The organism is Bifidobacterium sp. LH_389 (genome assembly GCF_056357235.1).
In genome coordinates this window covers 35,783-59,846 of record NZ_JBKEVR010000009.1, presented here as the reverse complement: position 1 = coordinate 59,846, position 24,064 = coordinate 35,783, and the positions used below count along the sequence as shown (strand labels likewise).

The 24,064-nt window shown below is 66.3% G+C and carries 20 protein-coding genes; 5 read left to right on the top strand and 15 right to left on the bottom strand.

What is annotated here, in order from left to right; genetic code table 11:
* Window positions 1–19: 19 nt before the first annotated feature.
* Window positions 20–1,036 (bottom strand): ABC transporter permease, encoded by a 1,017-nt coding sequence (locus tag AC1AZA_RS08895; RefSeq protein ID WP_476514303.1) that lies wholly within the window; start codon window positions 1,034–1,036, stop codon window positions 20–22.
* Between the two features lie 136 nt (window positions 1,037–1,172).
* Window positions 1,173–2,843 carry an ABC transporter substrate-binding protein gene (locus AC1AZA_RS08890; RefSeq protein ID WP_476514302.1) on the bottom strand — a complete coding sequence of 557 codons (1,671 nt, stop codon included), beginning with the start codon at window positions 2,841–2,843 and terminating at the stop codon, window positions 1,173–1,175.
* A 269-nt stretch (window positions 2,844–3,112) separates the two neighbouring features.
* Between AC1AZA_RS08890 and coaBC the strand changes: the two genes are divergently transcribed.
* Genes coaBC through AC1AZA_RS08875 form a run of 3 tightly spaced genes read left to right on the top strand, consistent with a single transcriptional unit; the run spans window position 3,113 to window position 6,036 of the window.
* Window positions 3,113–4,432: a bifunctional phosphopantothenoylcysteine decarboxylase/phosphopantothenate--cysteine ligase CoaBC gene (gene coaBC / locus AC1AZA_RS08885; protein WP_476514301.1), complete on the top strand. Its 1,320-nt coding sequence runs from the start codon at window positions 3,113–3,115 to the stop codon at window positions 4,430–4,432.
* 5 nt (window positions 4,433–4,437) lie between these two features.
* A complete protein-coding gene (locus tag AC1AZA_RS08880; RefSeq protein WP_476514300.1) occupies window positions 4,438–5,211 on the top strand; it encodes a type III pantothenate kinase in 774 nt (257 codons plus the stop codon).
* A 51-nt stretch (window positions 5,212–5,262) separates the two neighbouring features.
* The gene (locus tag AC1AZA_RS08875) at window positions 5,263–6,036 is read left to right on the top strand and encodes a type III pantothenate kinase (RefSeq protein ID WP_476514299.1); all 774 of its coding nucleotides are present in this window, start codon (window positions 5,263–5,265) and stop codon (window positions 6,034–6,036) included.
* A 114-nt stretch (window positions 6,037–6,150) separates the two neighbouring features.
* Here AC1AZA_RS08875 and AC1AZA_RS08870 read toward each other — a convergent pair whose 3' ends face one another.
* Window positions 6,151–8,226, bottom strand: coding sequence for a beta-galactosidase (locus tag AC1AZA_RS08870; protein ID WP_476514298.1), 2,076 nt, complete (start codon window positions 8,224–8,226; stop codon window positions 6,151–6,153).
* A 225-nt stretch (window positions 8,227–8,451) separates the two neighbouring features.
* Here AC1AZA_RS08870 and AC1AZA_RS08865 point away from each other — a divergent pair, with 225 nt between their 5' ends.
* A complete protein-coding gene (locus tag AC1AZA_RS08865; RefSeq protein WP_476514316.1) occupies window positions 8,452–9,588 on the top strand; it encodes a LacI family DNA-binding transcriptional regulator in 1,137 nt (378 codons plus the stop codon).
* On the opposite strand, the gene AC1AZA_RS08860 is transcribed toward AC1AZA_RS08865, so the two are convergent.
* The 12 genes from AC1AZA_RS08860 to AC1AZA_RS08805 all read right to left on the bottom strand — a co-directional run bounded on the left by AC1AZA_RS08860 (window position 9,583) and on the right by AC1AZA_RS08805 (window position 22,577).
* Window positions 9,583–10,338: a pseudouridine synthase gene (locus AC1AZA_RS08860; protein WP_476514315.1), complete on the bottom strand. Its 756-nt coding sequence runs from the start codon at window positions 10,336–10,338 to the stop codon at window positions 9,583–9,585. The genes AC1AZA_RS08865 and AC1AZA_RS08860 overlap by 6 nt on opposite strands.
* Window positions 10,339–10,423: 85 nt before the next feature.
* Window positions 10,424–12,316 carry a glutamine--fructose-6-phosphate transaminase (isomerizing) gene (gene glmS / locus AC1AZA_RS08855; RefSeq protein ID WP_476514297.1) on the bottom strand — a complete coding sequence of 631 codons (1,893 nt, stop codon included), beginning with the start codon at window positions 12,314–12,316 and terminating at the stop codon, window positions 10,424–10,426.
* Window positions 12,317–12,417: 101 nt separating this feature from the next.
* Window positions 12,418–13,266, bottom strand: a complete 849-nt coding sequence (locus tag AC1AZA_RS08850) for an amino acid ABC transporter ATP-binding protein (RefSeq protein ID WP_476514296.1) — start codon at window positions 13,264–13,266, stop codon at window positions 12,418–12,420.
* Between the two features lie 38 nt (window positions 13,267–13,304).
* Window positions 13,305–14,300: an amino acid ABC transporter permease gene (locus AC1AZA_RS08845; RefSeq protein WP_476514295.1), complete on the bottom strand. Its 996-nt coding sequence runs from the start codon at window positions 14,298–14,300 to the stop codon at window positions 13,305–13,307.
* Window positions 14,301–14,351: 51 nt separating this feature from the next.
* Window positions 14,352–15,269, bottom strand: a complete 918-nt coding sequence (locus tag AC1AZA_RS08840; protein ID WP_476514294.1) for an ABC transporter substrate-binding protein — start codon at window positions 15,267–15,269, stop codon at window positions 14,352–14,354.
* Window positions 15,270–15,647: 378 nt separating this feature from the next.
* The gene (locus tag AC1AZA_RS08835; protein ID WP_476514293.1) at window positions 15,648–16,586 is read right to left on the bottom strand and encodes an ABC transporter substrate-binding protein; all 939 of its coding nucleotides are present in this window, start codon (window positions 16,584–16,586) and stop codon (window positions 15,648–15,650) included.
* Window positions 16,587–16,730: 144 nt separating this feature from the next.
* A complete protein-coding gene (smpB, locus tag AC1AZA_RS08830; protein ID WP_476514292.1) occupies window positions 16,731–17,210 on the bottom strand; it encodes an SsrA-binding protein SmpB in 480 nt (159 codons plus the stop codon).
* Window positions 17,211–17,349: 139 nt separating this feature from the next.
* On the bottom strand, window positions 17,350–18,786 hold the full coding sequence (locus AC1AZA_RS08825; protein ID WP_476514291.1) for a CHAP domain-containing protein: 1,437 nt from the start codon (window positions 18,784–18,786) through the stop codon (window positions 17,350–17,352).
* 65 nt (window positions 18,787–18,851) lie between these two features.
* Entirely contained in the window at window positions 18,852–19,775 is a 924-nt protein-coding gene (gene ftsX, locus AC1AZA_RS08820; RefSeq protein ID WP_476514290.1) for a permease-like cell division protein FtsX, read from the bottom strand.
* Window positions 19,772–21,088, bottom strand: coding sequence for a cell division ATP-binding protein FtsE (gene ftsE / locus AC1AZA_RS08815; RefSeq protein WP_476514289.1), 1,317 nt, complete (start codon window positions 21,086–21,088; stop codon window positions 19,772–19,774). The genes ftsX and ftsE overlap by 4 nt, the downstream gene beginning before the upstream one ends.
* 78 nt (window positions 21,089–21,166) lie before the next feature.
* Window positions 21,167–22,288 (bottom strand): peptide chain release factor 2, encoded by a 1,122-nt coding sequence (gene prfB, locus AC1AZA_RS08810; protein ID WP_476514288.1) that lies wholly within the window; start codon window positions 22,286–22,288, stop codon window positions 21,167–21,169.
* A 154-nt stretch (window positions 22,289–22,442) separates the two neighbouring features.
* Complete coding sequence (locus AC1AZA_RS08805) at window positions 22,443–22,577, bottom strand: hypothetical protein (protein ID WP_476514287.1); 135 nt, start codon at window positions 22,575–22,577, stop codon at window positions 22,443–22,445.
* Between the two features lie 158 nt (window positions 22,578–22,735).
* Between AC1AZA_RS08805 and dapD the strand changes: the two genes are divergently transcribed.
* Window positions 22,736–23,719: a 2,3,4,5-tetrahydropyridine-2,6-dicarboxylate N-succinyltransferase gene (gene dapD, locus AC1AZA_RS08800; RefSeq protein ID WP_476514286.1), complete on the top strand. Its 984-nt coding sequence runs from the start codon at window positions 22,736–22,738 to the stop codon at window positions 23,717–23,719.
* Window positions 23,720–24,064: the final 345 nt, after the last annotated feature.

The following is a 24,064-nucleotide window of genomic DNA, read 5'->3' as shown; positions in this document are numbered from 1 at the left end:
ATGGTACGTATGGTTCATGTCATTCGCCTCCATTCCGGAGCGCATCGGAGTTGGCGGCACCCGTCGCATCGGCACCCGCCGCATCCGCCGCCTTGAGCCGCGGGTCGAGCGCACGGTGAAGCAGATCGATCGCGAGCCCCAGCAGCAGGAAGAACGCGGCGAGCAGGAACAGTTCGCTCTGCACGGCAATGAGGTCGCGGTTGCCCACGTCGCCGATGAGCAGCGCGCCCAGCCCGGGCAGGGCGAACAGGCTTTCGATGACCATCACGCCGGTGATCATCTGCGCGAACGTGAGGCCCGCCACGGAGACGAGCTGCGGGGTGGCGAGGCGCAGGCCCACGCGCAGCACGGCCTGGGTGCGGGTCATGCCGCAGGCCATGGCCATGTCGATCGCACCGCTGTCCGCGATCTCGCCCACGGCCGCACGCGTGTAGCGCATGATGCTCGCCCCCGCCACGATGCCCGTGGCCACGGCCGGCAGCACCAGCGAGGCCAGTGCGCGCCCGGGAGCGTGCCAGCCTTCGGCAGGGAAGCCCTGCGAGGGGAAGATGCCGATGAGTCCGGTGCCGCGTGAGAACAGGAGGATGAGCAGCAGGCCGCTCCACAGGGCCGGCACCGCTCCTCCCACGATGGCCGCCACGTGGAGGAATCCGCGCATGCGCCTGCCGCGCGCCAGTACGGATGCGCAGCCGAGGGGCAGACCGATGAGCAGCGCGACCGCAAGGCTCATGAGGATCAGCGGGAAGGTGAGCGAGGCGCGCTGGCCCACCTGTGCGATCACCGCGCGGCCGGTAAGCACCGACGTGCCGAGGTCGGCGTGCAGGAGCCCGCCCACCCAATCGAGGTATTGGACGGCGAGCGGGCGGTCGAGCCCGAACTGGGTGCGCAGTTCGGCGATGCGTTCGGGCGTGGCGGCGGTGCCGGCCATGACGGCGGCCACGTCGCCGGGCAGGATGCGCAGGGCGACGAACACCAGCACGGAAACGCCGAACAGCGCCGCTACGAACAGCAGCAGTCGATGTGCGAGAAAGCGCATGGTTTCACCTTAGCAACACGGGATAGCAACACGGGATAGCAACATGGCACGGCACGGCAAGACGGCACGGCAACGGGCGGCGGAAGCGGGCCGATGTGGCTCTTCTCCGCCCGTCATGCCGCCGCCCGTCAGCCCGCTACTTGGTATACGTCACGGCGTACAGCGGCAGCACGCTCTGGCTGAGCTTGGCGGGGAAGCCCTGCACGCCCTTGGCCATGGCCACGGTCACGCGGTAGCCGAACAGCCAGTCGGCGGGGGCGTCCTCGGACACGATCTTCGCAGCCTGCTTCAAGTAGTCGTCGGCTTCGTCGTCGCTGGTGGCGGCGAGCGCCTTGGCGTAGAGGTCCTGCACCTGCTTGTTGTCGTAGTGGTAGTAGTAGGTCGGCGTGGCCCACTTGTAGAAGTCGTGGCTTTCGGCGTGGTCCACGAGGGACAGCTCGTAGTCGCCGTTGGTGTGCACGTCCTGCAGCCAGGTGGAGAACTCCACGTAGTTGATCTTCAGGTCGATGCCGATGGGCTTGAGCTGGCTCTTGAGCTGGTCGCCGAGCTCGGTGCCGTACACGTTGGCGTACGTGAGGGTGAGCTGCAGCGGGTTGGCTTCGGAGTAGCCGGCCTCGGCCATGAGCGCCTTGGCCTTGGCCTCGTCGTGCGGGTACAGGCCCGTCAGGTCCTCGTAGCCGGGGTCCACGGACGGGATGGGTCCGCCGAGGGGTGCGTCCACGCCGCCGCGGGAGGCGATGATCTGCGCATGGTCGATGCCGTAGCGGATGGCCTGGCGCACGCGCTGGTCGGAAAGCTTGGGGTTGGTCACGTTGAAGGCGAGCACGAACTTGTCGGAGCCGTCGTTCGCGGCGACCGTGTAGTGCGCGGGATCGGACTGGAACGGCTTGGCGAGCGTGGCGGTGATGGGCGAGAGCACCTGCACGTCCCCACTCTTCAGGGCGTTGACGGCCGCGTTGTCGTCGGGCAGGAAGCGCACCACCACGTTGGCGGTTCTGGCTTTGCGGTCGGTGCCCCAGTAGCGGTCGTTGGCCTTGAGCACGAGCTTGTCGCTGGCGTCGAAGGAGACGACGGTGTACGGGCCGGAGCCGAGCGCGGAGGTCTTCGCGTCGTACTGTGCGTCCTTGTCGAACACGAGGCCGGGGCGGCCGGAGAGGTACCACAGCATGTTGGAGTCGGGCGCGGAGAGCGTGATCCTCACGGTGTGCGCGTCCACGGCCTCGGCGTGGTCGAGGTTCTTGACCTGATCGTAGTTGTAGTACTTCTGCGCCTTGAGCTCGTTGATGGACCACGCCACGTCGTCGGCGTTGAGCTCGTCGCCGTTGGAGAAGTTCATCTTCTCGTTGAGGTGGAACGTGTAGGTCAGGCCGTCCGCGCTGATCTCCCAGCTCCTGGCGAGGCCCGGCTGCACCTTGTTGTCCGAGTCGCGCGAGACGAGGCCTTCGTACACGTTGCCGATGAGCAGCTGCTCGAGCGCGGAGCCGGACTGGTGGCGGATGTCGAGGTTCACGGGGGCGAGCTTGATGCCCACGGTCACGGTGTCCGCGGTTTGCGAGGAGCCGTCTGCGGCCCCGTTCGCGGATGCTCCGTCCGCCGCCCTGCCGTTGAAGTACACGGTTACGCCGATCACCACCGCCACTACGACGAGGACGGAAATGAGCGAGATGAGCCAGCCCTTGGGCTTGCCTCCGCGCGGGCCCTTGGCGCGCGCGTTGAGCGAGGCGTCGGTGCTGGCGGATGCGGCCTTGGCCGCGTTGGACTGCTTGGTTGCGCCGGACTCGCCGTGCGCACCATCGTTGTGAGACATGCTTCGTCTCTCCTTGTGCATGCGATTGTGGTGTTCTCTTTGTGCGATTGGCCGCCGCATCGGGTCGACCATCGCCGCCGACTATCCTACCCAGATCCCGCGCAAACCGCCTAATGAGAGATTCGTCACACACCGGCCGTCCGTCGCACGCCGAACCCTGGGCCAGCCACCGTCCTCCCCCGCCGCCGCTATACTGGTGGGGGCATCGGCAACGGACGGCGTCGACCGGGATGGACCCGCGGCGACCGCAGGCGCATCGGAGGGTTTTCATGGCGCACATTCTTCTGGGGGTCACCGGCAGCATCGCCGCATTCAAGGCCTGCCATCTGGCTTCGGACTGGACCAAGGCCGGCCACGAGGTGCGCGTGACGATGACGGCCGCGGGCACGCAGTTCGTCACGCCGCTCACGTTCAACGCGCTCACCCACCGTCCGGTGCGCACCGCCATGTTCGGCCGCGGTCCGGCGGCGGGCATGGCCCCGGATTCCGGTTCTTCCGGCATCAGCCACATCGAGGACGCGAAATGGGCGGACGTGCTGGTCATCGCCCCGGCGAGCGCGGACGTGATCGCCAAGGTGGCCAACGGCATCGCGGACGACGAGCTCACCTCCACCGTGCTCGCCTACGAGGGGCCGAAGATGCTGTGCCCCGCCATGAACACGCACATGTACGCCAATCCGGCCACGCAGCGCAACCTCGCGGGCTGCCGCGAGGACGGCTGGACGATCGTGGAGCCGGAGTCCGGCGTGCTCGCCTGCCAGGACGTGGGCAAGGGCCGCATGGAGGAGCCCGCGGCGATCGAACGGGCCGTGGCCGCCCTGCTGCGCGCGCACGCGGACCCGTCCACGCTGCCGCTCAAGGGCCTCAACGTGCTGGTGACGGCCGGACCGACCCAGGAATCGCTGGACCCGGTACGCTACCTGACCAACCATTCGACCGGCAAGATGGGCTACGCGATCGCCGAGGCCGCGCGGGACATGGGCGCGAACGTGACGCTCGTCTCCGGCCCGGTCGCGCTGGCCGCCCCCGACGGAGTGGACACCGTGCGCGTGACGAGCGCGCAGGACATGTTCGACGCGGTCGCGGCGCACTTCGAGCAGGCGGACATCACGGTCATGGCCGCCGCCGTGGGCGACTTCCGGGCCGAGAACGTGCACCCGCAGAAGATCAAGAAGCACGGGCGGGACACGCTGGACCTGAAGCTCGTCTCCAACCCGGACATCCTCGCTTGGGCGGGCGGACACAAGCGCGAGGGCGTGCGGCTGGGCGACGGCAGCGAGGAGCCGCGCCCACAGGTGCTGTGCGGCTTTGCCATGGAGACCGAGCATCTGGTGGAGCACGCCGCGCAGAAGCTCGCCGAGAAGCGTTGCGACATGCTGGTGGCCAACAACCTCAACGACCGCGGCGCCGGATTCGCCACGGACACCAACGTGGTCACGGTCCTCACGCCCGGGGCCGCCCCCGAACCGCTCACACTCATGGGCAAGGACGATCTGGCCGCGCTGATCCTCAAGCGACTGGCCGTGATCCACGCGAACAAGCTGGCAGAGCAGCCCATGTTCGACGTGGACTTCGTGCGGGAGGCGTAACGCCCATGCTGCTCGCGGTGGACATCGGCAACACCAACATTTCCGTAGGGTTCCTGAACGGCGGCACGGTGGTGGGCACGTACCGCATCACCACGAAGAACCACCATACGGCGGACGAGTACGCGCTCATGCTCAAGCGGTTCATGGCCCTCTCCGGCGTGGACCGCACGGAATTCCACGGGGTGATCATCTCCTCCGTGGTGCCCAAGGTGATGCATGCGTTCCGCAACAGCATCGTGAAGTTCCTGGGGCTGGAGCCGGTGGTGCTCGGCCCGGGCGTGGCTACCGGGCTCGACATCCGCATGGACAACCCCAAGGCGGTGGGCGCGGACCGCATCGCCGACTCGGTGGGCGCGTACGAGCTGTACGGCGGCCCGGTGCTGGTGATCGACTTCGGCACCGCCACCACGTACGACTACGTGGACGCCGGCGGCACGTTTCGCGCGGGCGCGATCGGCATCGGCATGCAGACCGCGGCGAACGCCCTGTGGGGGCAGACCGCGCAGCTGCCGGAGGTGGAACTGGGCGATCCGGGCACGGTGCTGGGCACCAACACCACGGCGGCCATGCGTGCCGGACTGTTCTACGGGTTTCTGGGCGGCGTGGAATGCACCATCCGCCAGTTCCGCAGGGAGACGGGTGCGGACTTCACGGTCGTGGCCACCGGCGGGCTCGGCAGCATCCTGACGAACGCCACCGCCTCGATCGACGTATACGACCGCAACCTCATCTTCAAGGGGCTCGCCATCATCTACGCGCGTCAGCGCCAGCGCCGCTAGCCGCCTGTCCGGAACGCATCCGCAACAACGCACAGTCAAGGAAGGGAACGCATGCTCGTCGCAGTAGATATCGGCAACACCAACATCAAGCTCGGATTCCTCGAGGGCTCGAGGATCGTGGGCACGTACCGCATCACCACGAAGGCAAACCATACGTCGGACGAGTACGGCCTGCTGCTCACCGAGTTCCTGGACATGTCCGGCTACCGCCCGGACGACGTGGACGACGTGATCATCGCCTCCGTGGTGCCCAAGGTGATGCACTCGTTCCGCGCGTCGATCGTGAAGTTCCTGCGCCTCGAGCCGATGGTGGTGGGACCGGGCGTCAAGACCGGCATCAACATCCGCATGGACGATCCGAAGTCCATGGGCGCGGACTGCCTGGCCGACTGCGCGGGCGCCTACCACGTGTACGGCGGTCCGGCGCTCGTGGCCGACTTCGGCACCGCCACCACGTTCAACTACGTGGACGACCGCGGCACCATCACCGCCGGTCTCATCACCACGGGCATCCGTACGGCCGCCGCGGCCTTGTGGGGCGGCACCGCGCAGCTGCCGGAGGTGGAGATCACCCGTCCGAAGACCATCCTCGCCAAGGGCACCAAGACGGCCATGCAGGCCGGTCTGTACTACAACTTCCTGGGCGGCATCGAGCGCACGATCCGCCAGTTCCGCGCGGAGATCCCCGAGGACTTCCAGGTGGTCGCCACCGGAGGACTGGGCCGCGTGTTCGCCGACGACACCGATCTGATCGACGTGTACGATCCGGACCTCATCTTCAAGGGCATGGCGATCATCCACCAGCGCACGCGTGCCGCGCGCTGAGCGGCGGTCCTTTCGTATGCGAACGGTTTCCCCGCTCCGCATACGAAAGGGCTCCCCGCCGAATCCTCAACGGGGAGCCCCGATAACCGGTCCGCACCTACGGGCCGATGCGTGCTACAGCTTGACCACCAGCACGCCGTTCGGCTTGATGACGGCCGAATGCTCGCTCATGGTCAGGTGCACCAGGGAGCTCACCACCGGCTCGCCCTCCACGTCCACCACGGCGTTCTCGCGGGTGCGGTTGAACAGGAACACGAAGTGGTTCTCATCCGACTCGTCGGCGCGCTCCACACGCAGCACGTCGCCGCAGTCCTCCTCCGCGCGGGCGTCGATGTCCAGCTCGCCGAGCAGCTCGGGCAGGCTCTTCGACAGTCCCCAGCGGCCCAGCAGACCGGCCACGTAGACCGCCTTGCCATCGCCGTACTCGTTGATGGTGATGGCCGGGCGTCCGTCCATGCCGGTCACAGGATCGGCCTTGAAGGTGGCCAGAACCCGAGCAGTGTCCGCCACGGAGGTGATGCAGTCGGCAAGGTCGTAGGCCACGGCCCCGTTGCTCAGGTCGAGGTGGTCGAGCGTGCCGTCGTCCTGGGCGAGCGGCACGAACTCCTCGCTACGCACGCCCACCACGTCGCGGATGGCGCCCGGGTAGCCACCGAGCCAGATGTGGTCCTTCTCGTCGGCGATGCCGGTGTAGGAGCTCACGAGCAGCTTGCCGCCTTGCGCCACGTACTCGCGCACGCGGCGTGCGGTCCTCTCGTCGATCAGGTACAGGCTCGGCAGCACCACGGCCTCGTACTCGTCCCAGTCGGCGCGCACCGGCACCACATCGGCCGTGACGCCGTGGTCCGCAAGCGCGCGGAACCATGCGAACGGCTCGGTGACGTGATGGACCTTCTGCGTGGGCGTAGCGGTGTGCTCGGTGGCCCACTGCGACTGGTAGTCGAACACCACGGCCACCTTGGACTTGACGAGCTTCGTGCCGAGCAGGCCCTCGTCCGCGAGCTTGTTCAAATCCGCACCGAGCTCGCACACGTCGCGGTAGACCTGGCTGTCCTCGCCCGCGTGGGGCACCATGGCGGAGTGGAACTTCTCGGCGCCGGCCTTGGACTGCCGCCACTGGAAGAAGCAGATCGCGTCCGCGCCCATGGCGAGGTGGGTCAGGGCGTCGCGCACCAGCTGCCCGGGCTCCTTGCGGAAGTTGATCGGACGCCAGTTCACGGCGGACGTGGAGTTCTCCATGAGGCACCACGGCTGCTTGCGCGCGATGCCGTCCGTGAGGGACGCGGTGTACGCGATGCCGTCGAGGTGCGCCTCGCCGGGGCTGAAGTAATGGTCGTTGGACACGAAGTCCACTTCGCTGCCCCAGTCGTCATAGTCGAGGCAGGTGCCGGTTTCGGAGACCATGAAGTTCGTGGTGAGCGGCAGGCCGGGAGTGATCTCTGCCAGTGCGTCCCGCTCCGCCTCGTAGAACGCCTTGAGGGCGTCGGAGCTGAAGCGCTTGAAGTCGAGCAGCTTGCCGGGGTTCATGAAGTTGCCGTCGCCGATGAACCGCGGCGGCACGATCTCGGAGAAGTCATTCATGCGCTGCGACCAGAAGGCGGTGCCCCACGCGTCGTTCACGGCGTCGATGGTGCCGTAGCGGTCCTTGCACCAGTCCTGGAAGGCGCGCATGGCGTCGTCCGAGTAGTCGAAGCGGTTATGGCAGCCGTACTCGTTGCCCACGTGCCAGGCCACCACGTACGGGTTGTCCTTGTAGTGCTCGGCCATCGCACGGCACAACTTGAGGGCGTACTCGCGGAAGACGGGGCTGGTGGGGCGCCAATGCTGGCGGGCGCCGGGCCAGCAGACGTCGCCGCGGTAGTCCTTCCACAGCACTTCGGGGTGGGCCTGGGTGAGCCACATCGGCGGCGAGGCGGTGGCGGAGGCGAGGTCGACGGCGATGCCGGCCTTGCCCAGCTTGTCGATGACGCGGTCCAGCCAGTCGAAGTCGAATACGCCCTCCGACGGTTCGATCTTCGCCCAGCTGAAGATGCCTACGGAGACGAAGTTGACGCCGGCCTTGTTCATCAGGCGGATGTCGTCGTCCCATACCTCCTCGGGCCATTGATCGGGGTTGTAGTCGCCGCCGTACCAGACGCGGGCCTTCTGCCCGGCGAGCGGCTGGGGCCAGCGGTGTTCCCTGCGTGCCATGTGACCTCCTTGTCGTTATGATCGGATCATGATGGCGATCCGTTCCCGAACGGGAATGTTTACGTTATCATCATAGCAGAGGTAACGACTCCGCACACGCCGGGCGACTCACTTCCAACCCGTGCACGCACCACGAAAGGCGGTTCCATGGCGACGACTTCAGCTTCGAGGCGACAAGGCTCGGCATCCGGCTCGGTCTCCGGTCCGGGTTCCGGCTCGATCTCCCTGCGCGAAGTGGCGCAACGCGCCGGCGTGTCCTCGCAAACCGTCTCCCGCGTGGCCAACGGCAGCGATCTCGTCCGTCCGGACACCGCCGAACGCGTGCGCGCCGCCATGCGCGAGCTCGGCTACCGCCCCAACTACGCGGCCCGCGCACTCAAGCACGGCCGGTTCAACAATGTGGGCGTTATCCTGTTCAACACCACGCAGACCGGCAACATGCGTATCCTGTCCAGCATCAGCGCCACGGCGGCACGCTACGGCTACGCCATCACCCTGCTCACGCTGGACGGCGGCACCGAAACCGGAGCCCGGACGGCTGGCGGGGCCGCCAGCCGCACATCCGCCGGCGACCCTGCCGGTCGGCTTGTCAACCAGTCCGCCAGCCGGCCTGCCGACCGCACATACGCAGACCACGCGCCCATCGCCGCAGAGCCGTCCCTCACCCCCGCGCAGGCCCTCGCCCGCATGCGTACCCTGCCCATCGACGGCGTGATCATCGCGCTGGAACGCCGGCCTGCGGACCTCACGACGTTTCTGCCGACCGCGAAACTGCCCGTCGTGCTCATCACCGAGGGGCCTCTGCCCGGTTGCCTCACCGTGGACGCCGACCAGCTCGACTGCTCCGCGCAGGCGGTGGGTCTGCTGCTGGACGAGGGGCATCGCACGGTGCATCACATCGCCGGACCGGAATCCTCCTGCGCCTCCCAGGAGCGCGAACAGGCATGGCGGGCGGCATTGGCACGCCGAGGCGTTACCCCTCCCCCGGTGCTGCGCGGCGATTGGAGTGCGGATTCCGGCTACGACGCGGGTCTCGAACTCGCCCGGGATCCGAACTGCACGGCGGTGTACGCCTCCAACGACCAGATGGCGTACGGCTGCATGCTGGCCATGCGCGCCAGCGGTCGCCGCGTGCCCGAGGACGTGAGCGTGATCGGCGTGGATGACTCGCTGACCGCCGTCGTGCCACGGCTGGACCTCGACACCGTGCGCATACCGTTCGATGCGATCGGCGAGCGCGCATTCACCATGGTGATGCGTGCCTGCGAGGGCGAGGAACTGCCCACCGGCGTGCGTGCCGTACTGCCCGTGGAACTGGTGAGGCGAGGCTCCGTCGCCGCATGCGCCGGAGACCGGTCATAGGCCGCAGCCCAGCGGCACGCGCGAAACGAACCGCCGCGGTTCCCCGGTCACCGGATCGGTGAACTCGAGGGATCTGGCCACCAGCTCAAGCGGCTCGGAAAAGTCGTCGTAGGCCCGCGGCTCGCGCAATACCGGGTAGAAGTCGTCGCCGACGATCGGCAGACCCAGCGAGGCCATGTGAACCCTCAGCTGATGGGTCTTGCCGGTGCGCGGGCGCAGGGTGTACGCGCGCACGGCTGGGGAACCGGCACGGCCGAAACCGCCGCGGCCGGCAGCGCCCATTCCTCCAGACCCCAGCTCAATCACCGTTTCCGCATTCACCGCACCCGGCTCCTCATACGCCTGCAGGATACCCCGGGTCTTCACGATCCGCGACCGCCTCCGCAATGGGAAGACCCGCGGCGGCTCCAGCCTCTCGACGGTGCCGAACCGGGGACGCGCTACCGACGCGCACCGGGCAAGACATTCGTAGGTCTTTACGGCCAGCCGGTTCTGGAACAGCATCTGGTAGGCGCCGCGGAACTCCGGTCTGCGCACGAACACCACCACGCCGGCGGTGAGGCGATCGAGGCGGTGGGCCGGCGTGATGTCCGGCTCGCCGTACCGCTCGCGCAGCCGGATGAGCGCGGTTTCGCGGTACCACATGCCCCTGGGCGTTGTGGCCAGAAAGTGCGGCTTGTCGGCCACGATGATCCGATCGTCCTCGTACAGCACTTCGCATGCGAACGGGATGCGCGGCTCGTCGGTCACCCAGCGGTGCGGGCGAGCGGGCGCACCGGATCCCCCGCCCGCAGTACCGTCATTCAAACCGCCGATCAAACCGCCGACCAAGCCGTCACTCAACGGTCACGGACTTGGCCAGATTCCTCGGCTTGTCCACGTCGTAGCCCTTGAGCTTGGCCATGTCCATGGCGAACAGCTGCAGCGGCACCACGTCCACCAGCGGGCTCATCAGGGTGGGGCACTGCGGCCGCCAGAACACCACGTCCGCGTAGCGTTCCACATCTGGATCACCCTCCTCCGCCACGGCGATCACGAACGCGCCGCGCGCCCGCACCTCCTCGATGCCGGAGATCACCTTGACGTGCAGCACGTTGCGCCCGCGCTCCGGCGGCACGATGAACACCACGGGCTCGCCTTCGTCCACGAGCGCGATGGGCCCGTGCTTGAGCTCGCCGGCCGCGAACCCTTCGGTGAACGTGTACGCGATCTCCTTGAGCTTCAACGCACCCTCGAGCGCCACCGGGTAGCCCACGTGGCGTCCGAGGAACAGGAAGGACTTGGCGTCCACCATGCGTTCGGCGGCGGCCTGGATGGCGGAGGTCTGCGTGTCGATCACCCACTGGATCTTGCGCGGCATGTGCTTCAGGGAATCGAGCACCTGATGGATCTCGTCGCGGAACATGGCCCCCTTGACCTGCGCAAGGTAGAGGCCGAGTAGGTAGGCGGCGGTGATCTGCGCCACGAACGCCTTGGTGGAGGCCACGGCCACCTCCGGGCCGGCGTGCGTGTAGAGCACGGCGTCGGATTCGCGCGGGATGGATGCGCCCTGCGTGTTGCAGATGGCGAGCACCTTGGAGCCCTGCTCGCGGGCGTGGCGCAGGGCCATGAGCGTGTCCATAGTTTCGCCGGACTGGGAGATGGCCACCACGAGCGTGCGCGACGTGAGGATCGGGTCGCGGTAGCGGAATTCGTGCGCGAGCTCCACCTCCACGGGGATGCGCACCCAGTGTTCGATGGCGTATTTGGCCACCATGCCGGCGTAGGCCGCGGTGCCGCAGGCGATCACGATGATCTTGTCCACGGCCTTGAAGTCGTGCTCGTCAATGCGCACCTCGTCGAGGTTGAGGTCGCCGTTCCCGTCGAGCCGGCCGAGCAGGGTGCGCTGCACGGCGGCCGGATCCTCGTGGATCTCCTTGTCCATGAAGGAGTCCCAGCCGCCCTTTTCCGCGGCGGAGGCGTCCCAGTCCACGGTGTAGGTCTTGGGGTTCTCCACCACGTTGCCGTTGAAGTCGGTGACGGTCACCGAATCGGCGGACACGCACACGGCCTGGTCCTGATCGATTTCCATGGCCCGCTTGGTGTAGGCCACAAATGCGGCCACGTCGGAGCCGAGGAAGTTCTCCCCGTCGCCCAAGCCCACCACGAGCGGCGAATCGTGACGCGCGCCAACCACGATGTCCGGCTGTCGGCAGTCGGTGGCGAGGATGGTGAATGCGCCCTGCAGCATGCGGGCGAGGCGGCGGACGGCCTTGAACAGGTCGGGCCGACCTTCCTCGCGGATCACGGTGTCGACGATCTTGCCGAGCAGCTTGGCGGCCACTTCGGTGTCCGTGTCGGAGGAGAACCGGTAGCCTTCGGCCTGCAGGTCGAGCCGCAGCTGGGAGGCGTTCTCGATAATGCCGTTGTGGATGATGGCAACCTTGCCGTCGCGGCTCGTGTGCGGGTGGGCGTTCACGTCGCTCGGCACGCCATTGGTGGCCCAGCGCGTGTGCCCGATGCCGACGGTGGCGGCGGGCATGGGATTGCGTTCGATGTCCGCGACGAGATTGTCGAGGCGACCGGCCTTCTTGCGCACGGCCACCTGCTCCATGCCGGGGGCGCTCAGTGCCACGCCGGCCGAGTCGTAGCCGCGGTATTCGAGGCGCCGCAAACCCTGAAGGCACACCTCAAGGGGCTTGCCGCACGCCGTGGAGATTGATCCTGCATATCCTACGATTCCACACATGGCTCACCAGCCTAGCCGATGGATGTTGCGCACCGAAACCGCAACCCGCCGTCTCACGCTATCCGCACAATTCCACAGGTCCGTCGCAAGCCCGGGCCAACTTACAGCACGTGCTGCAGGAAGTCCTTGAACCGGGGTTCCTTGGGGTTCGTGATGATCTCGGGTCCGCCCTTCTCCACCACGACTCCCCCGTCCATGAACACCACCTGATCGGCCACTTCGCGCGCAAAGCCGATCTCGTGGGTCACGCACACCATGGTCATGCCCTCCTTGGCGAGCGAGCGCATCACGTTGAGCACTTCGCCCACGAGTTCCGGGTCGAGTGCGGAGGTGGGCTCGTCGAACAGCATGATCTCGGGCTTCATGGCCAGTGCGCGGGCGATGGCCACGCGCTGCTGCTGGCCACCGGAAAGCTGCGCCGGGTAGTAGTCGAGCCGCTCGCCCAGTCCCACGCGGTTGAGTTCCATGACGGCCAGTTCCCGAGCCTCGTGCTTGTTCATGCGCTTGACATGCACGGGCGCCTCCATCACGTTCTCCAGCGCGGTCATATGCGGGAACAGGTTGAAGCGTTGGAACACCATGCCGAGCTTGGCGCGCTGGGCGGCCACCTCCCTGTCGTTGAGGGTCTGGAGCACCTGCTGCCCGTGGCGTTCCACGGTCTTGTAGCCGATCATCTCGCCGTCCACGTCGATCTCGCCGCCGGTCAGGGTCTCCAGCTGGTTGATGAGGCGCAGGAACGTGGATTTGCCGGAACCGGAGGGGCCGAGGATCACGGTCACGGTGCCGGGCATGACGGTGAGATCCACGCCCTTGAGCACGTGCAGCGAGCCGAAGGCCTTGTGCACGCCGGTGGCCTTGATGGCCGGTACGATCGCCGGGTTCGCGGAGCCCGCGCGGTTCGCCGGATCCACGCGGTTCGCTGAGCTTGCTGAATTCGTCGGATTGGTCATGATTGCCGTCCTTACCTTGTTCCGCGGTGTTCCGCGCCTTACGCGTTGAGTCCGGTGAAGGTCGCCTGATTGATCTTGGCGACGTCGTCCTGCTGTTCGCCGTCGGAACGACCCGGGTAGGGAGGATCGTACGGCGGCTGCTTGCCCTTGGTGCCGACGGGCCGGGCGTCGAAGCCCTTGCCGAAGTGCCGTTCGAGCTGGGCCTGCAGGACCATCATGACGGAGGTGATGAACAGGTACCAGATGCAGGCCACGAGCAGCAGCGGGATCGGCTTGTACAGGCGGTTGGCGATGGCGTTGGTGGCGAACTGCAGCTCGTACGTGAACGGCACGGCCAGCACCAGGGACGTGCTCTTGAGCATGCCGATGGTCTCGTTGCCGGTGGGAGGGATGATGATGCGCATGGCCTGCGGCAGGATGATGCGCCGCATGATGAGCGAGCGCCTCATGCCCAGCGCCTCGGCCGCCTCGGTCTGCCCGTTGTCCACTGCCTCGAGGCCGGCGCGCACGATCTCCGAGAGGTACGCAGCCTCGTTGAGCGCCAGACCGATCCACGCGGCGTTGAACGCGGTGACCACCACGGACGAGTCGATGCTCCAGAACGCCACGTCCGTGAACGGGATGCCCAGCGAGATCTTGGGGATGAGCACGGAGAACAGGCCCCAGAACACGAGCTGCGTATAGACCGGGGTGCCGCGGAAGAACCAGATGAAGAACCAGCTCACGCCCCTGAGCACCGGGTTGATGGACTTGCGCATGATCGCGAGGATCACCGACAGGATGATCGCCACCACCATGGAGATGACGGTGAGCTCCAGCGTGTAGCGCACGCCCTTGAGCACGTTCTCGTTGAACAGGTACTTCCATACGGTGGGCCAGTCGAGGCGCTCGTTGGTGACGAGTCCCTGGATGAGCATGGCCGCGAGCAGCGCCACGATCACGGCCGCGACGACCGGACCGGTGCGGCGCACGGGCAGCGCCTTGATGCGGTTGGGGATGTTCAGCCCCTCGCCGTCGATTTCCTTCTTCGCCATGTCGGTTTCCTTCTCCTGCTCCTGCGGTTTGCGCGGACGGTTGGGCCGCGACTATTCGAGGTCGGTCGGGTTGATCTCGGCCTTGTCCAGAGCGCCGGATTCCACGCCCCAATGCTTGAGGATGTTCATGTACGTGCCGTCGTCCATGAGCTTGGTCACGGCCTTCTGCACGGCCTCGTCCATCGCGCTGTCGCCCTTCTTGATGGCGATGCCCTGCTTGACGGAGCCGACGTTGCCGCCGAGCGCCTCGAGCTGGCCGCCGGTCTGGCTGATCGCATAGCCGGCCACCGGCGAATCCGCGTAGAACACGTCGGCCTTGCCGGTCACCACGTTGGTGGCGGCGTCGGTCTGCAGCTTGCTGGAGAGCACTTCGATCTTCCTGTCCGCCGGGCAGTTGGCGTTGGCGTCGTTGGCTTCCTGCTCCTGCACGGTGCCGGTCTGCACGGCCACCTTGAGACCGCACAGGTCGGAGGTGTTCACGCCGTTCGGGTTGCCCTTCTTCACGGCCCACGTGGAGCCGGCCTTGTAGTAGCTCACGAAGTCCACGGCGTCAAGGCGCTCGGGGGTGATGGTCATGGCGGTGATGCCGATGTCGTACTTGGCGCCGACGGACGGAACGATCGAGTCGAACGTGGAGGAGACGATGTCCGCCTCGAGACCCATCACCTTGGCGAGCGCCCTGGAGATGTCCACGTCGTAGCCGAGCGGCGTGGTGCCGTCTGCGGCGAGGAATTCGGCGGGCGCGTAGCTCAGCTCCATGCCGACGGACAGCTTGCCGTCGGACTTCACCGAGTCCGGCACAAGGGCGGCGATCGCATCGTCCTTGGCCACCGCGCTCACGTCGTACCCTTGCGTGACGGCACCGGATGCGGCTGCGCCACCCTCGTCGGTGGTACCGCATGCGGCGAGCGAGAACAGCATGGAAGCGGCGACGGTCGCGGCCGCGGCGGACTTGAATCTGAACGTCATGGAACGTGTTCCTTACCTCTCGGCGTCTTACTGGGAAAACACCATAATGACGTCTCGCTACGACAACGTTACTTGCAGGCCGTCCCCGTGCAGTCGCTCTCGTTCCCGCAATCGCATCACTTTTGTAACTTTTTTACAAATATGGTCTCGTAGCGGCCGTCAGCCACCATATTTGTAAAAAAGTTACAAACATGATGGCTGACGCGCCGTTAGAGACCATTTTTGTAATTTCGTTACAAACCGGGCCGCTAAGCCGCGCTACGAGACATACTTTGTAACGAAATTACAATATCGATGCCGGAGGTCGGTTGGTCGGTCGATCAATCAGCCGGCCAGACAGCCAACCGGTCAGACGGGCAACTCAACCAACCAGACCGGTCAGTCGGCGGCCGGGTTGATCTCCGACTTGTCGATCGAGCCGGACTTCACGCCCCACTGGTCGAGAATCTTCGCGTACGTGCCGTCGTCCATGAGCTTGGTCACGGCCTTCTGCACGACTTCGTCCATCGCGCTGTCGCCCTTCTTGATGGCGATGCCCTGCGTGGCCACGCCCACATCCTCGCCGAACGCCTCGAGCTGTCCGCCGGTCTGGCTGATCGCATAGCCGGCAACCGGCGAATCTGCGTAGAAGGCCACGGCCTTGCCGGTCACCACGTTGGTGGTCACGTCGGTCTGCAGCTTGTTGGACAGGATCTCGATCTTCTTGTCCGCCGGGCACTGCTCGTTGGCCGCGTTGACTTCCTCCTCCTGCGTGGTGCCGGTCTGCACGGCGATCTTGAGCCCGCATAGGCTCTTGGAGTCGAACTTCTCCGGATTGCCCTTCTTCACGGCCCACGTGGAACCGGCCTTGTAGTAGCTCACGAAGTCCACGGCCTCCTTGCGCTCGTCGGTGATGGTGAAGGAGGAGATGCCGATGTCGTACTTGGAGCCGATGGACGGCAGGATCGAGTCGAACGTGGAGGTGACCGGCTCGGTCTCCAGCCCCATGACCTTGCCGAGCGCCTTGGCGAGGTCCACGTCGTAGCCGACGGGCTTCTGGCTATCGTCCAGGAATTCGGCGGGCGCGTAGGAGGTGTCCATGCCGACGGTGAGCTTGCCGTCGGATTTCACGGAGTCGGGCACGAGGGCGGCGATCGCATCGTCCTTGGCCACGGAACTCACATCGTAGCCCTGCGCTGATGCGGACGACGAGCCGGAAGCGCCGGCTGACGATGCGGTATCGGTCGCGTCGCTGGTGCCGCACGCGGCGACGGACAGCAGCATGGCAACGCCGAGCGTGGCAGCGGCGAACGGTTTCAGGGTGGCGGTGATCTTCATGGTGGCTTCCTCTCATAGGCGCGGGCCCGGGAAGGATCCACCGGGCTTTCCTATGCGGCACACCATAAAGTCGGCATGCTACGCGCGCGTTACCGCCTTGTTTCGCGCACTGCGCACATGTGCGGAGGCATCAATGCGCAGGCCTCAGCGCACTGCCTTGTTCTTGTAGCGCATGATGCGCAGGGCTTCGCGCTTGTCCTGCTCCTCACGCAGGGCCTGACGCTTGTCGAATTCGCGCTTGCCCCGGGCCAGGGCGATCTCCGCCTTGACGCGCCCATCCTTGAAGTACAGGCTGATGGGCACGATGGTGTACCCCTTGGCTTCGATCTGCCGGCTCAGCTTGGCGATCTGCGCCGCGTGGAGCAGCAGCTTGCGCTTGCGCTTGGGGGCGTGATTGTTCCACGTGCCGTTGAGGTATTCGGGGATGTTCGCGTTCTCGAGCCAGACCTCCCCGCGCCGGTCGATGGAGACGAACGCCTCGGCGAGCGACGCGCGGCCCTCGCGCAGGGACTTGACCTCGGTGCCGGTCAGGGCGATGCCCGCCTCGTATTTGTCCTCGATGGTGTAGTTGTGCCGCGCCTTGCGGTTCTGCACGATCAGCTTGGTGCCTTGCTCCTTGGCCATGCCGCCCCTCCCTTCATGTCAATCGGACGCCGTCCGACGGTCCGATGGTCGTTTTCCACAAGATGCCTACAGTAGCACGGAACGCGCCGACCCTCACGGGCAGACGGCGCGTTCCTTGGATGGTCCGGTATCGGTCGGATCAGTAGTGGATGAACTGATAGTTCTGCGGGTCGCGGATGATGCGCGTGCCGGCCTTGCCCATCATGCGGGCGCCGCACTCGGAGATGAGGATGGTGCCGTCGGAGCGGACCTGCTCCACCACTCCCACGTGGCCGTACTGCGCGCTGGCGCCGTTCTGGCCGCGGCGGAACACGATGACCGCGCCCACGTGCGGCGTGTTGTTGACCAGATAGCCGTAGGAGCGGGCGGAGTTCGCCCAGTCCGCGCCGTTGCCGAATTGCGTGCCGACCGGCAGGTTCAGATCGTGGCGGCGGTTGTAGGCATACCACGTGCACTGGCTCCACGGGTAGGTGCTGGAGAAGTCGTGCGTGGCGTGGCCGTAGCAGGTCTTGGAGTGCGGGGCGCAGTTGCCGGGCACCGAATAGTTCATGCCGCTGGCGGTCGCGTTGTTGTTCACCGGCGTGGACGAACCGGAGTTCGAGTTGCCCTTGTTGGAATTGGATGAACCGGAGTTGGACGAGCCGGAGTTGCCCTTGTTCGAAGACTGTGCCGGGGTGTCCTGCGCCTGCGTGGCGTTCTTCGCAGCCGCGGCGGCCGCGGCGGCCTGCTGCGCGGCGAGCTGCTTGTTGTAGTCGTCGATCTGCGACTTGATGAGCACGGCCTCGGCGGCCTCCTTGGCGGATGCGTCGGTGAGCTGGGCCACCTTGGCCTCGAGGGCCTGACGCTTCTTGTCGCCCTCGTCGCGCAGAGCGGTGAGCTGCTGCTGCTTGGCCTGCGCATCCTCGGCGGCCTTCTGCGCGGTGGCGGCGTCCTGATCGGCCTGAGTCTTGAGCGTGGTGATCTCCTGCTCGATGGCCGCAAGACGCTGCTGGCGGTTCATGGACGTGCTCAGGTTGGCGGCTGCATCGTTCGCGGCGTTGGTCTCGGAACGGGTGACGGCGGCGTCGGCCTGCATCTTCTGCACGAAGTCGTCCGCGGTGGACGAATTGGTGACCACGCTCATCACCTTGGAGGCGTCAGAACCGTGGAAGCTCTCGCGGGCGAGCTGTGCCACGGCGGCCTTCGCGTCGTCGTAGTCGGCACCGGTCTCGGCGATCTTCGCCTCGAGGTCGGCCTTGTCCTTCTGCGCGGCCTTGAGTCGCTCGGCGGCTGCGTCGGCCGCCTCCTTGGCGCTCTGGGCGGCGGCGACGGCCTGATCGGCGGCGTCCTGTGCGGCGGGAATCTGGTTCTCGGTCAGGTCGTCCAGCGCGACGATCTGATCCTGCAGGTCTGCGCTCGCGCCGGCCAGCTGAGCCTTGAGATCCGCGGCGGATGCGAGTTTCTGCTGGTATTCGGAGTAGCTGGGCACCGCGGACGCCTCCACGACGCCGGTGGACATGCTCGCCAGTCCGGTGGTCATGAGCGTGACGGCGCACAGCGCCCATCCCGCCCAGGCTTTGGCTCGTTGAGTCATCATATGGGTCAACTTCCTTCGTTTCCGACAGGTTCCCGGCCGATTGTACAGGGTGCGGCTGGGAGAAATTACGCTTTGAGATAACGCCGCAGCGAGAACGCGGACGCAAGGGCGGACAGCACGAGCGCCCCGGCGATCAGCGCGGGCGCGGTGAGCAGCACGGTCGTCTGGTCCACGAACGGCATCCACGTGACCGTCCTGGCCACGCCGTTGGTCACGAACGCGTCCACGATGCCCACGAGCGCCCCCACGGACAGGAGCGAGCCGAGCAGCGCGGCGAACATGCCTTCGAGGATGAACGGCAGGCGGATGGTCCAGTTGGACGCGCCCACCAGTCGCATGATCTCCGTCTCGTTCTTGCGGGACGCTGCGGACATGCGAATCGTTGTGCCCGTAAGCAGGATGGCCACCACGACCATCACGCCGGCCAGCGCCGCGGTCACCGCCGTGGCCTTGTTGAGCACGTTGAAGATCGGGTCGAAGATCTGCCGCTGGTCCACCACCTCCTCGATGCCGCTGCGTCCGGACAGCACCTCGGAGACGACCTGGTACTTGGTCGGGTCGTTGAGCTTGAGCCTCAGGGAATCCTGCATGTCCGCGGCCGTGAGTGTGCGCCCGTTGTACTCGCCGTTGGGGTATTCCTTGAGGAACGTGTCGTTGTAAAAATCCTCCTTGCTCACGTATGTGATGTTGGCCACATCATTGGGCAGCTCCTGCTTGATGAGGTCGATCACGCCGGCGATGTCCTCCTGGCTGGGGGACTTGCCGGAGGAGCAGGATGCGGCCTGACTAGCACCGTCCGGGCAGAAGTACACCACGACCTCCACCTGGTCGTACCAGGTGCCCTTGGCCTTGGTGATCTGCGCCTGCATGAGCGCGGAGGCACCGATGAACAGGAAGGAGATAAAGGTGACGAGCATGACGGACAGGATCATCGATCCGTTGCGCTTGAGGCTCGTCCAGGTTTCGGACAGGATGAAGCGGGTCCTCATTGCTTGTTTTCCTCCCCTTCGGCATGGTCGCGGGTCTGGTCACGGTCGGCGGCGTTGCGTCCGAGCCCCGGGCTCGGCGGGGCAGGCGGCGCGGGCGGCATGAGCGGACCGGACAGTTGCGCGTCACGGTTGTCGGACACGGATACGGATTCGGTCGGCGTCGTCGCCTCGGGCACCGGCGCGGTGTTTTCGGACTGCGCAGTGTTTTCGGACTGCGCGGTGTCGTCAACTCGCGCCGTATCGCCGGGATCGTCCACGGTCTCGAACTCGTCCGCGGACGCGGCGGCCCGCTCGCTCACCTCCTTGGCGGCGTGCTCCTCGAGGTTCAGCCCCTTGCCCCACGTGAGCGTGTCCTCCACGGACTGGAACACCTCGCCGTAGCGGCCGGTGCGCCCCGAATGCATGGAGCTGGCGAGGCGGGCGATGCCGTCGTCGCCGGAGTCACGCTGTCCAGAGTCACGCAGTCCGGAATCCTGCAGGGCCGCGGCGGAGACATCCACGTTCGTGGCCGCGGTCGGATCCGTGTACGATCCCTCCGGCAGCGACAGTTCGGCCGCAGGCGTGCCGTCGCCGTGGATCGCCTCATGGGCCTTGCTGGCCACCTCGGCGTCCGGGAAGAACAGCGCGGAATCGTAGGAGCCGTGCTTCTCGTCGCGCATGATCTTTCCGGCCTTGAGCTCCACCACGCGCTTGCGCATGGAGTTGACGATCTCCTCGTTGTGCGTGGCCATCACGATCGTAGTGCCCGTGCGGTTGATCGCGTCCAGCACCTCCATGATGCCCAGCGACGTGGTCGGGTCGAGGTTGCCGGTCGGCTCGTCCGCCAGCAGGATCTGCGGATGGTTCACGTACGCGCGGGCGATGGCCACGCGCTGCTGCTCGCCGCCGGACAACTCGTGCGGCAGGTTCTGCTCCTTGCCCGTCAGCCCCACGGTCTTGAGCACCTGAGGCACGAGCGACTTGATGGTGGACCGCCGCGTGCCGATCACCTCCAGCGCGAACGCCACGTTCTGCCACACCGTCTTGTTGGCCAGCAGCTTGTAGTCCTGGAAGATGAAGCCGATCGACCGGCGGTACTGCGGGATCTGGCGCGCAGGCAGCCGGCGCAGATCGTTGCCGGCCACGCGGATCTCGCCCGACGTGGCCTCCTCCTCGCGCAGCAGCAGGCTCAGGAGCGTGGTCTTGCCGGACCCGGACGCGCCCACCAGAAACACGAAGTCGCCGCGATCGATGTTCAGGCTGATGTCGTCCAACGCGGGACGCGACCCCTTGGGATAGATCTTGCTGACATGGTCCAGTGCAATCAGCGCCATATGCCTCGCTCCTTCGTTCGCCTTGCCCTAGCCGTTCCCGCCACGCTATCGTGCGCCGCGGCTGTTATGCCCCCGGAATTACTCCTCGGCGGACTCGCGGCGCTGCTGGTGGCGCCAGCGGATGCCCGCCGCGATGAACCCGTCGATGTCGCCGTCGAACACGGCCTGCGTCTGGGACGTCTCGTAGCCCGTGCGCAGATCCTTGACCATCTGGTACGGATGCAGCACATAGGAACGCATCTGATCGCCCCAGCTGGCCTTGATGTCGCCCGCGAGCTCCTTCTTCTTCTTGGCCTCCTCCTCGTGGCGCAGCACGAGCAGTCGGGACTGGAGCACGGCCATGGCGGCGGCGCGGTTCTGGATCTGCGAACGCTCGTCCTGCATGGTCACCACGAGACCGGTGGGAAGGTGGGTGATGCGCACCGCGGAATACGTGGTGTTCACGCCCTGGCCGCCGGGGCCGGACGAGCAGTACGTATCCACGCGGATGTCCGTATCCGGAATGTCGATGTGATCGGTCGCCTCCACCAGCGGCACCACCTCCACGGCTGCGAAGCTGGTCTGGCGGCGGCCCTGATTGTCGAACGGGCTGATACGCACCAGACGGTGGGTGCCGCCCTCCACGCTCAGACGCCCGTAGGCGTACGGCGCATCCACCTGGAACGTGGCGGACTTGATGCCCGCCTCCTCCGCGTACGAGGTGTCCATCACCTTGGCCTTGAACCCGTTGCGCTCGCAGTAGCGCAGGTACATGCGCAGGAGCATCTGGGCGAAGTCGGCCGCGTCCACGCCGCCCGCGCCGGAGCGGATGGTCACCACGGCGGAGCGTTCGTCGTATTCGCCGTCGAGCAGGGTCTGGATCTCCAGATCGTCCAGATCCTTGGCGATCGACTCCACCTCGCTCTTCGCGTCCGCAAGGGAGGAGGCGTCCTCCTCCTCGCGGGCCAGCTCCACGAGGGTCTCCACGTCGTCGATGCGCGTGTGCATGTCCGTCAGGCGCTTGAGCTGGGACTGCGCCGCGGACAGCTTGCTCGTGACCTTCTGCGCGTGCTCCGGATCGTCCCACAGGCCCGGCTCGCTCGCCTGAGCTTCGAGCTCCTTGATCTGGGAGCGCAGACGGTCCACGTCCAGCGCCTCGGCGATCGTGTCGTACTTGGATCGCGCGTCGCCGATCGCCTGCGAGAAATCAAATTCTGCCATCGTTACCACCATACATTTCTAGTTGCGAAAAACCTGATTGCTTCGATTATCCCCGATGCCGCACCGCACGGCACGCATGCCATGCGCATGCGCTCCGGCATTCCGTCCGCGGGCAGTCCGCGGCGGACGGCGGGACGCCGGAAGAATGGGCGCGTCAAAGGCCCGCGTAGACCATTGCGGGGACGATGAGGCTGACGAGCATGGCGGCGGCCACGACGATGCACACCGCCCGCATCACATTGCGGCGGCGGCGTTCGCGCTGCTCTCGTTCAACCCGGTAATCACTCACGGTGAGACATCATACCGACCGCGCTGGATTTTCTTGCCGCCAAACGCCGTCGCTTTCGGTCAATTCCCGCCGAGGACCGCCGAGGGCCATACACTGGAGACATTGGCCCGCCCCATGAGGGACGGGTCCGCCGCATATGCATACAGAAGGAGCATCCAATGGCCGATGAACGCACCGCATGGGGTTGGGGACTGGCGAGCGTGGACGCCGCGGGCAACACCCTCGACGTGTGGTATCCCAAGCTCACCCTGGGCGAGGCACCCGCCGAATCCGCCCGCCCGAACCACGACTTCGGCCCGCTGGTCCGCGAAACGCCGGACGCGCGAGGCGTGCGCCGCGTCCCGGTGTTCACCGTCTCCGCACTCGACGAGCCCATCGCCGACGCCGCCGACGCCTACCTGCGCCTGCACCTCATGTCGCAGCGTCTGGCCAAGCCCAACACGCTCAATCTGGACGGCATCTTCGCCAAGCTCAACAACGTGGTGTGGACCAACTACGGCCCGTTCGCCGTGGAGGACTTCGCCCTGCGCAAGCTCGACGTGCTCAAGGCCGCCGCCGGCTCCCCGCTGCCCACCGCGGACGTCAACGTGCTCTCCGTGGACAAGTTCCCCCGCATGATCGACTACGTAGTCCCCTCCGGCGTGCGCATCGGCGACGCCGACCGCGTCCGCCTCGGCGCCTACCTGTCCGAAGGAACCACCGTCATGCACGCCGGCTTCGTGAACTTCAACGCCGGCACGCTCGGCGTCTCCATGGTCGAAGGCCGCGTCTCCCAGGGCGTCGTCGTCGGCAACGGCTCCGACATCGGCGGCGGCGCCTCCATCATGGGCACCCTCTCCGGCGGCGGCAAGCTCCGGAACTCCATCGGCGAGCACTCACTGCTCGGCGCCAACGCCGGCATCGGCATCTCCTTGGGCAACAACTGCGTCGTGGAGGCCGGCCTCTACGTCACCGCCGGCACCAAGGTCACCATCTGGGACAAGGCCAAGGCCGCCGCCGGCGAACCCCTCAACGTGGTCAAGGGCGCCGATCTGTCCGGCAAGGACAACATCCTCTTCATCCGCAACTCCGTCAACGGCCGCATCGAGGCCCGCTACCGCAAGGTGGGCATTGAGCTCAACGCCAAGCTGCATAAGAACTGACGTCCTTATGCAGCCGTCGCGGCCGCAGTGGCCGCTCCCCTCGCCTACGGGAAGCCCACAGGGCTTCCCGCTTCACGGCTCGGCATAAGAACTGATTGTGCGATAACGGAGCGCCTTCCCTCGGTGCGCCTAGAAGTCGCACACGTTATCGCACAATCCCGGGCCGTGCGCTGGCGGAGCACGATCAAATCCGCGGACCCAGAAAGTGGTGGCGATTCGAGACAAAAACCGCTGTTCCATGTCTCAAATCGCCACCACTTTTCGTTTCGGTAGCTCTTCCGGACGCAAACCTGCCATTTCAAGTCCGGAATAGCCACCGTTCCCCGTTTCGGTAGCGGATTCGGA

Excerpts from the sequence above, each read along its gene's own strand:
- AC1AZA_RS08895 (WP_476514303.1), bottom strand. The coding sequence starts at position 1,036 with ATGCGCTTTCTCGCACATCGACTGCTGCTGTTCGTAGCGGCGCTGTTC.
- AC1AZA_RS08890 (WP_476514302.1), bottom strand. The coding sequence starts at position 2,843 with ATGTCTCACAACGATGGTGCGCACGGCGAGTCCGGCGCAACCAAGCAG.
- coaBC (WP_476514301.1), top strand. The coding sequence starts at position 3,113 with ATGGCGCACATTCTTCTGGGGGTCACCGGCAGCATCGCCGCATTCAAG.
- AC1AZA_RS08880 (WP_476514300.1), top strand. The coding sequence starts at position 4,438 with ATGCTGCTCGCGGTGGACATCGGCAACACCAACATTTCCGTAGGGTTC.
- AC1AZA_RS08875 (WP_476514299.1), top strand. The coding sequence starts at position 5,263 with ATGCTCGTCGCAGTAGATATCGGCAACACCAACATCAAGCTCGGATTC.
- AC1AZA_RS08870 (WP_476514298.1), bottom strand. The coding sequence starts at position 8,226 with ATGGCACGCAGGGAACACCGCTGGCCCCAGCCGCTCGCCGGGCAGAAG.
- glmS (WP_476514297.1), bottom strand. The coding sequence starts at position 12,316 with ATGTGTGGAATCGTAGGATATGCAGGATCAATCTCCACGGCGTGCGGC.
- AC1AZA_RS08850 (WP_476514296.1), bottom strand. The coding sequence starts at position 13,266 with ATGACCAATCCGACGAATTCAGCAAGCTCAGCGAACCGCGTGGATCCG.
- AC1AZA_RS08845 (WP_476514295.1), bottom strand. The coding sequence starts at position 14,300 with ATGGCGAAGAAGGAAATCGACGGCGAGGGGCTGAACATCCCCAACCGC.
- AC1AZA_RS08840 (WP_476514294.1), bottom strand. The coding sequence starts at position 15,269 with ATGACGTTCAGATTCAAGTCCGCCGCGGCCGCGACCGTCGCCGCTTCC.
- AC1AZA_RS08835 (WP_476514293.1), bottom strand. The coding sequence starts at position 16,586 with ATGAAGATCACCGCCACCCTGAAACCGTTCGCCGCTGCCACGCTCGGC.
- smpB (WP_476514292.1), bottom strand. The coding sequence starts at position 17,210 with ATGGCCAAGGAGCAAGGCACCAAGCTGATCGTGCAGAACCGCAAGGCG.
- AC1AZA_RS08825 (WP_476514291.1), bottom strand. The coding sequence starts at position 18,786 with ATGATGACTCAACGAGCCAAAGCCTGGGCGGGATGGGCGCTGTGCGCC.
- ftsX (WP_476514290.1), bottom strand. The coding sequence starts at position 19,775 with ATGAGGACCCGCTTCATCCTGTCCGAAACCTGGACGAGCCTCAAGCGC.
- ftsE (WP_476514289.1), bottom strand. The coding sequence starts at position 21,088 with ATGGCGCTGATTGCACTGGACCATGTCAGCAAGATCTATCCCAAGGGG.
- prfB (WP_476514288.1), bottom strand. The coding sequence starts at position 22,288 with ATGGCAGAATTTGATTTCTCGCAGGCGATCGGCGACGCGCGATCCAAG.
- dapD (WP_476514286.1), top strand. The coding sequence starts at position 22,736 with ATGGCCGATGAACGCACCGCATGGGGTTGGGGACTGGCGAGCGTGGAC.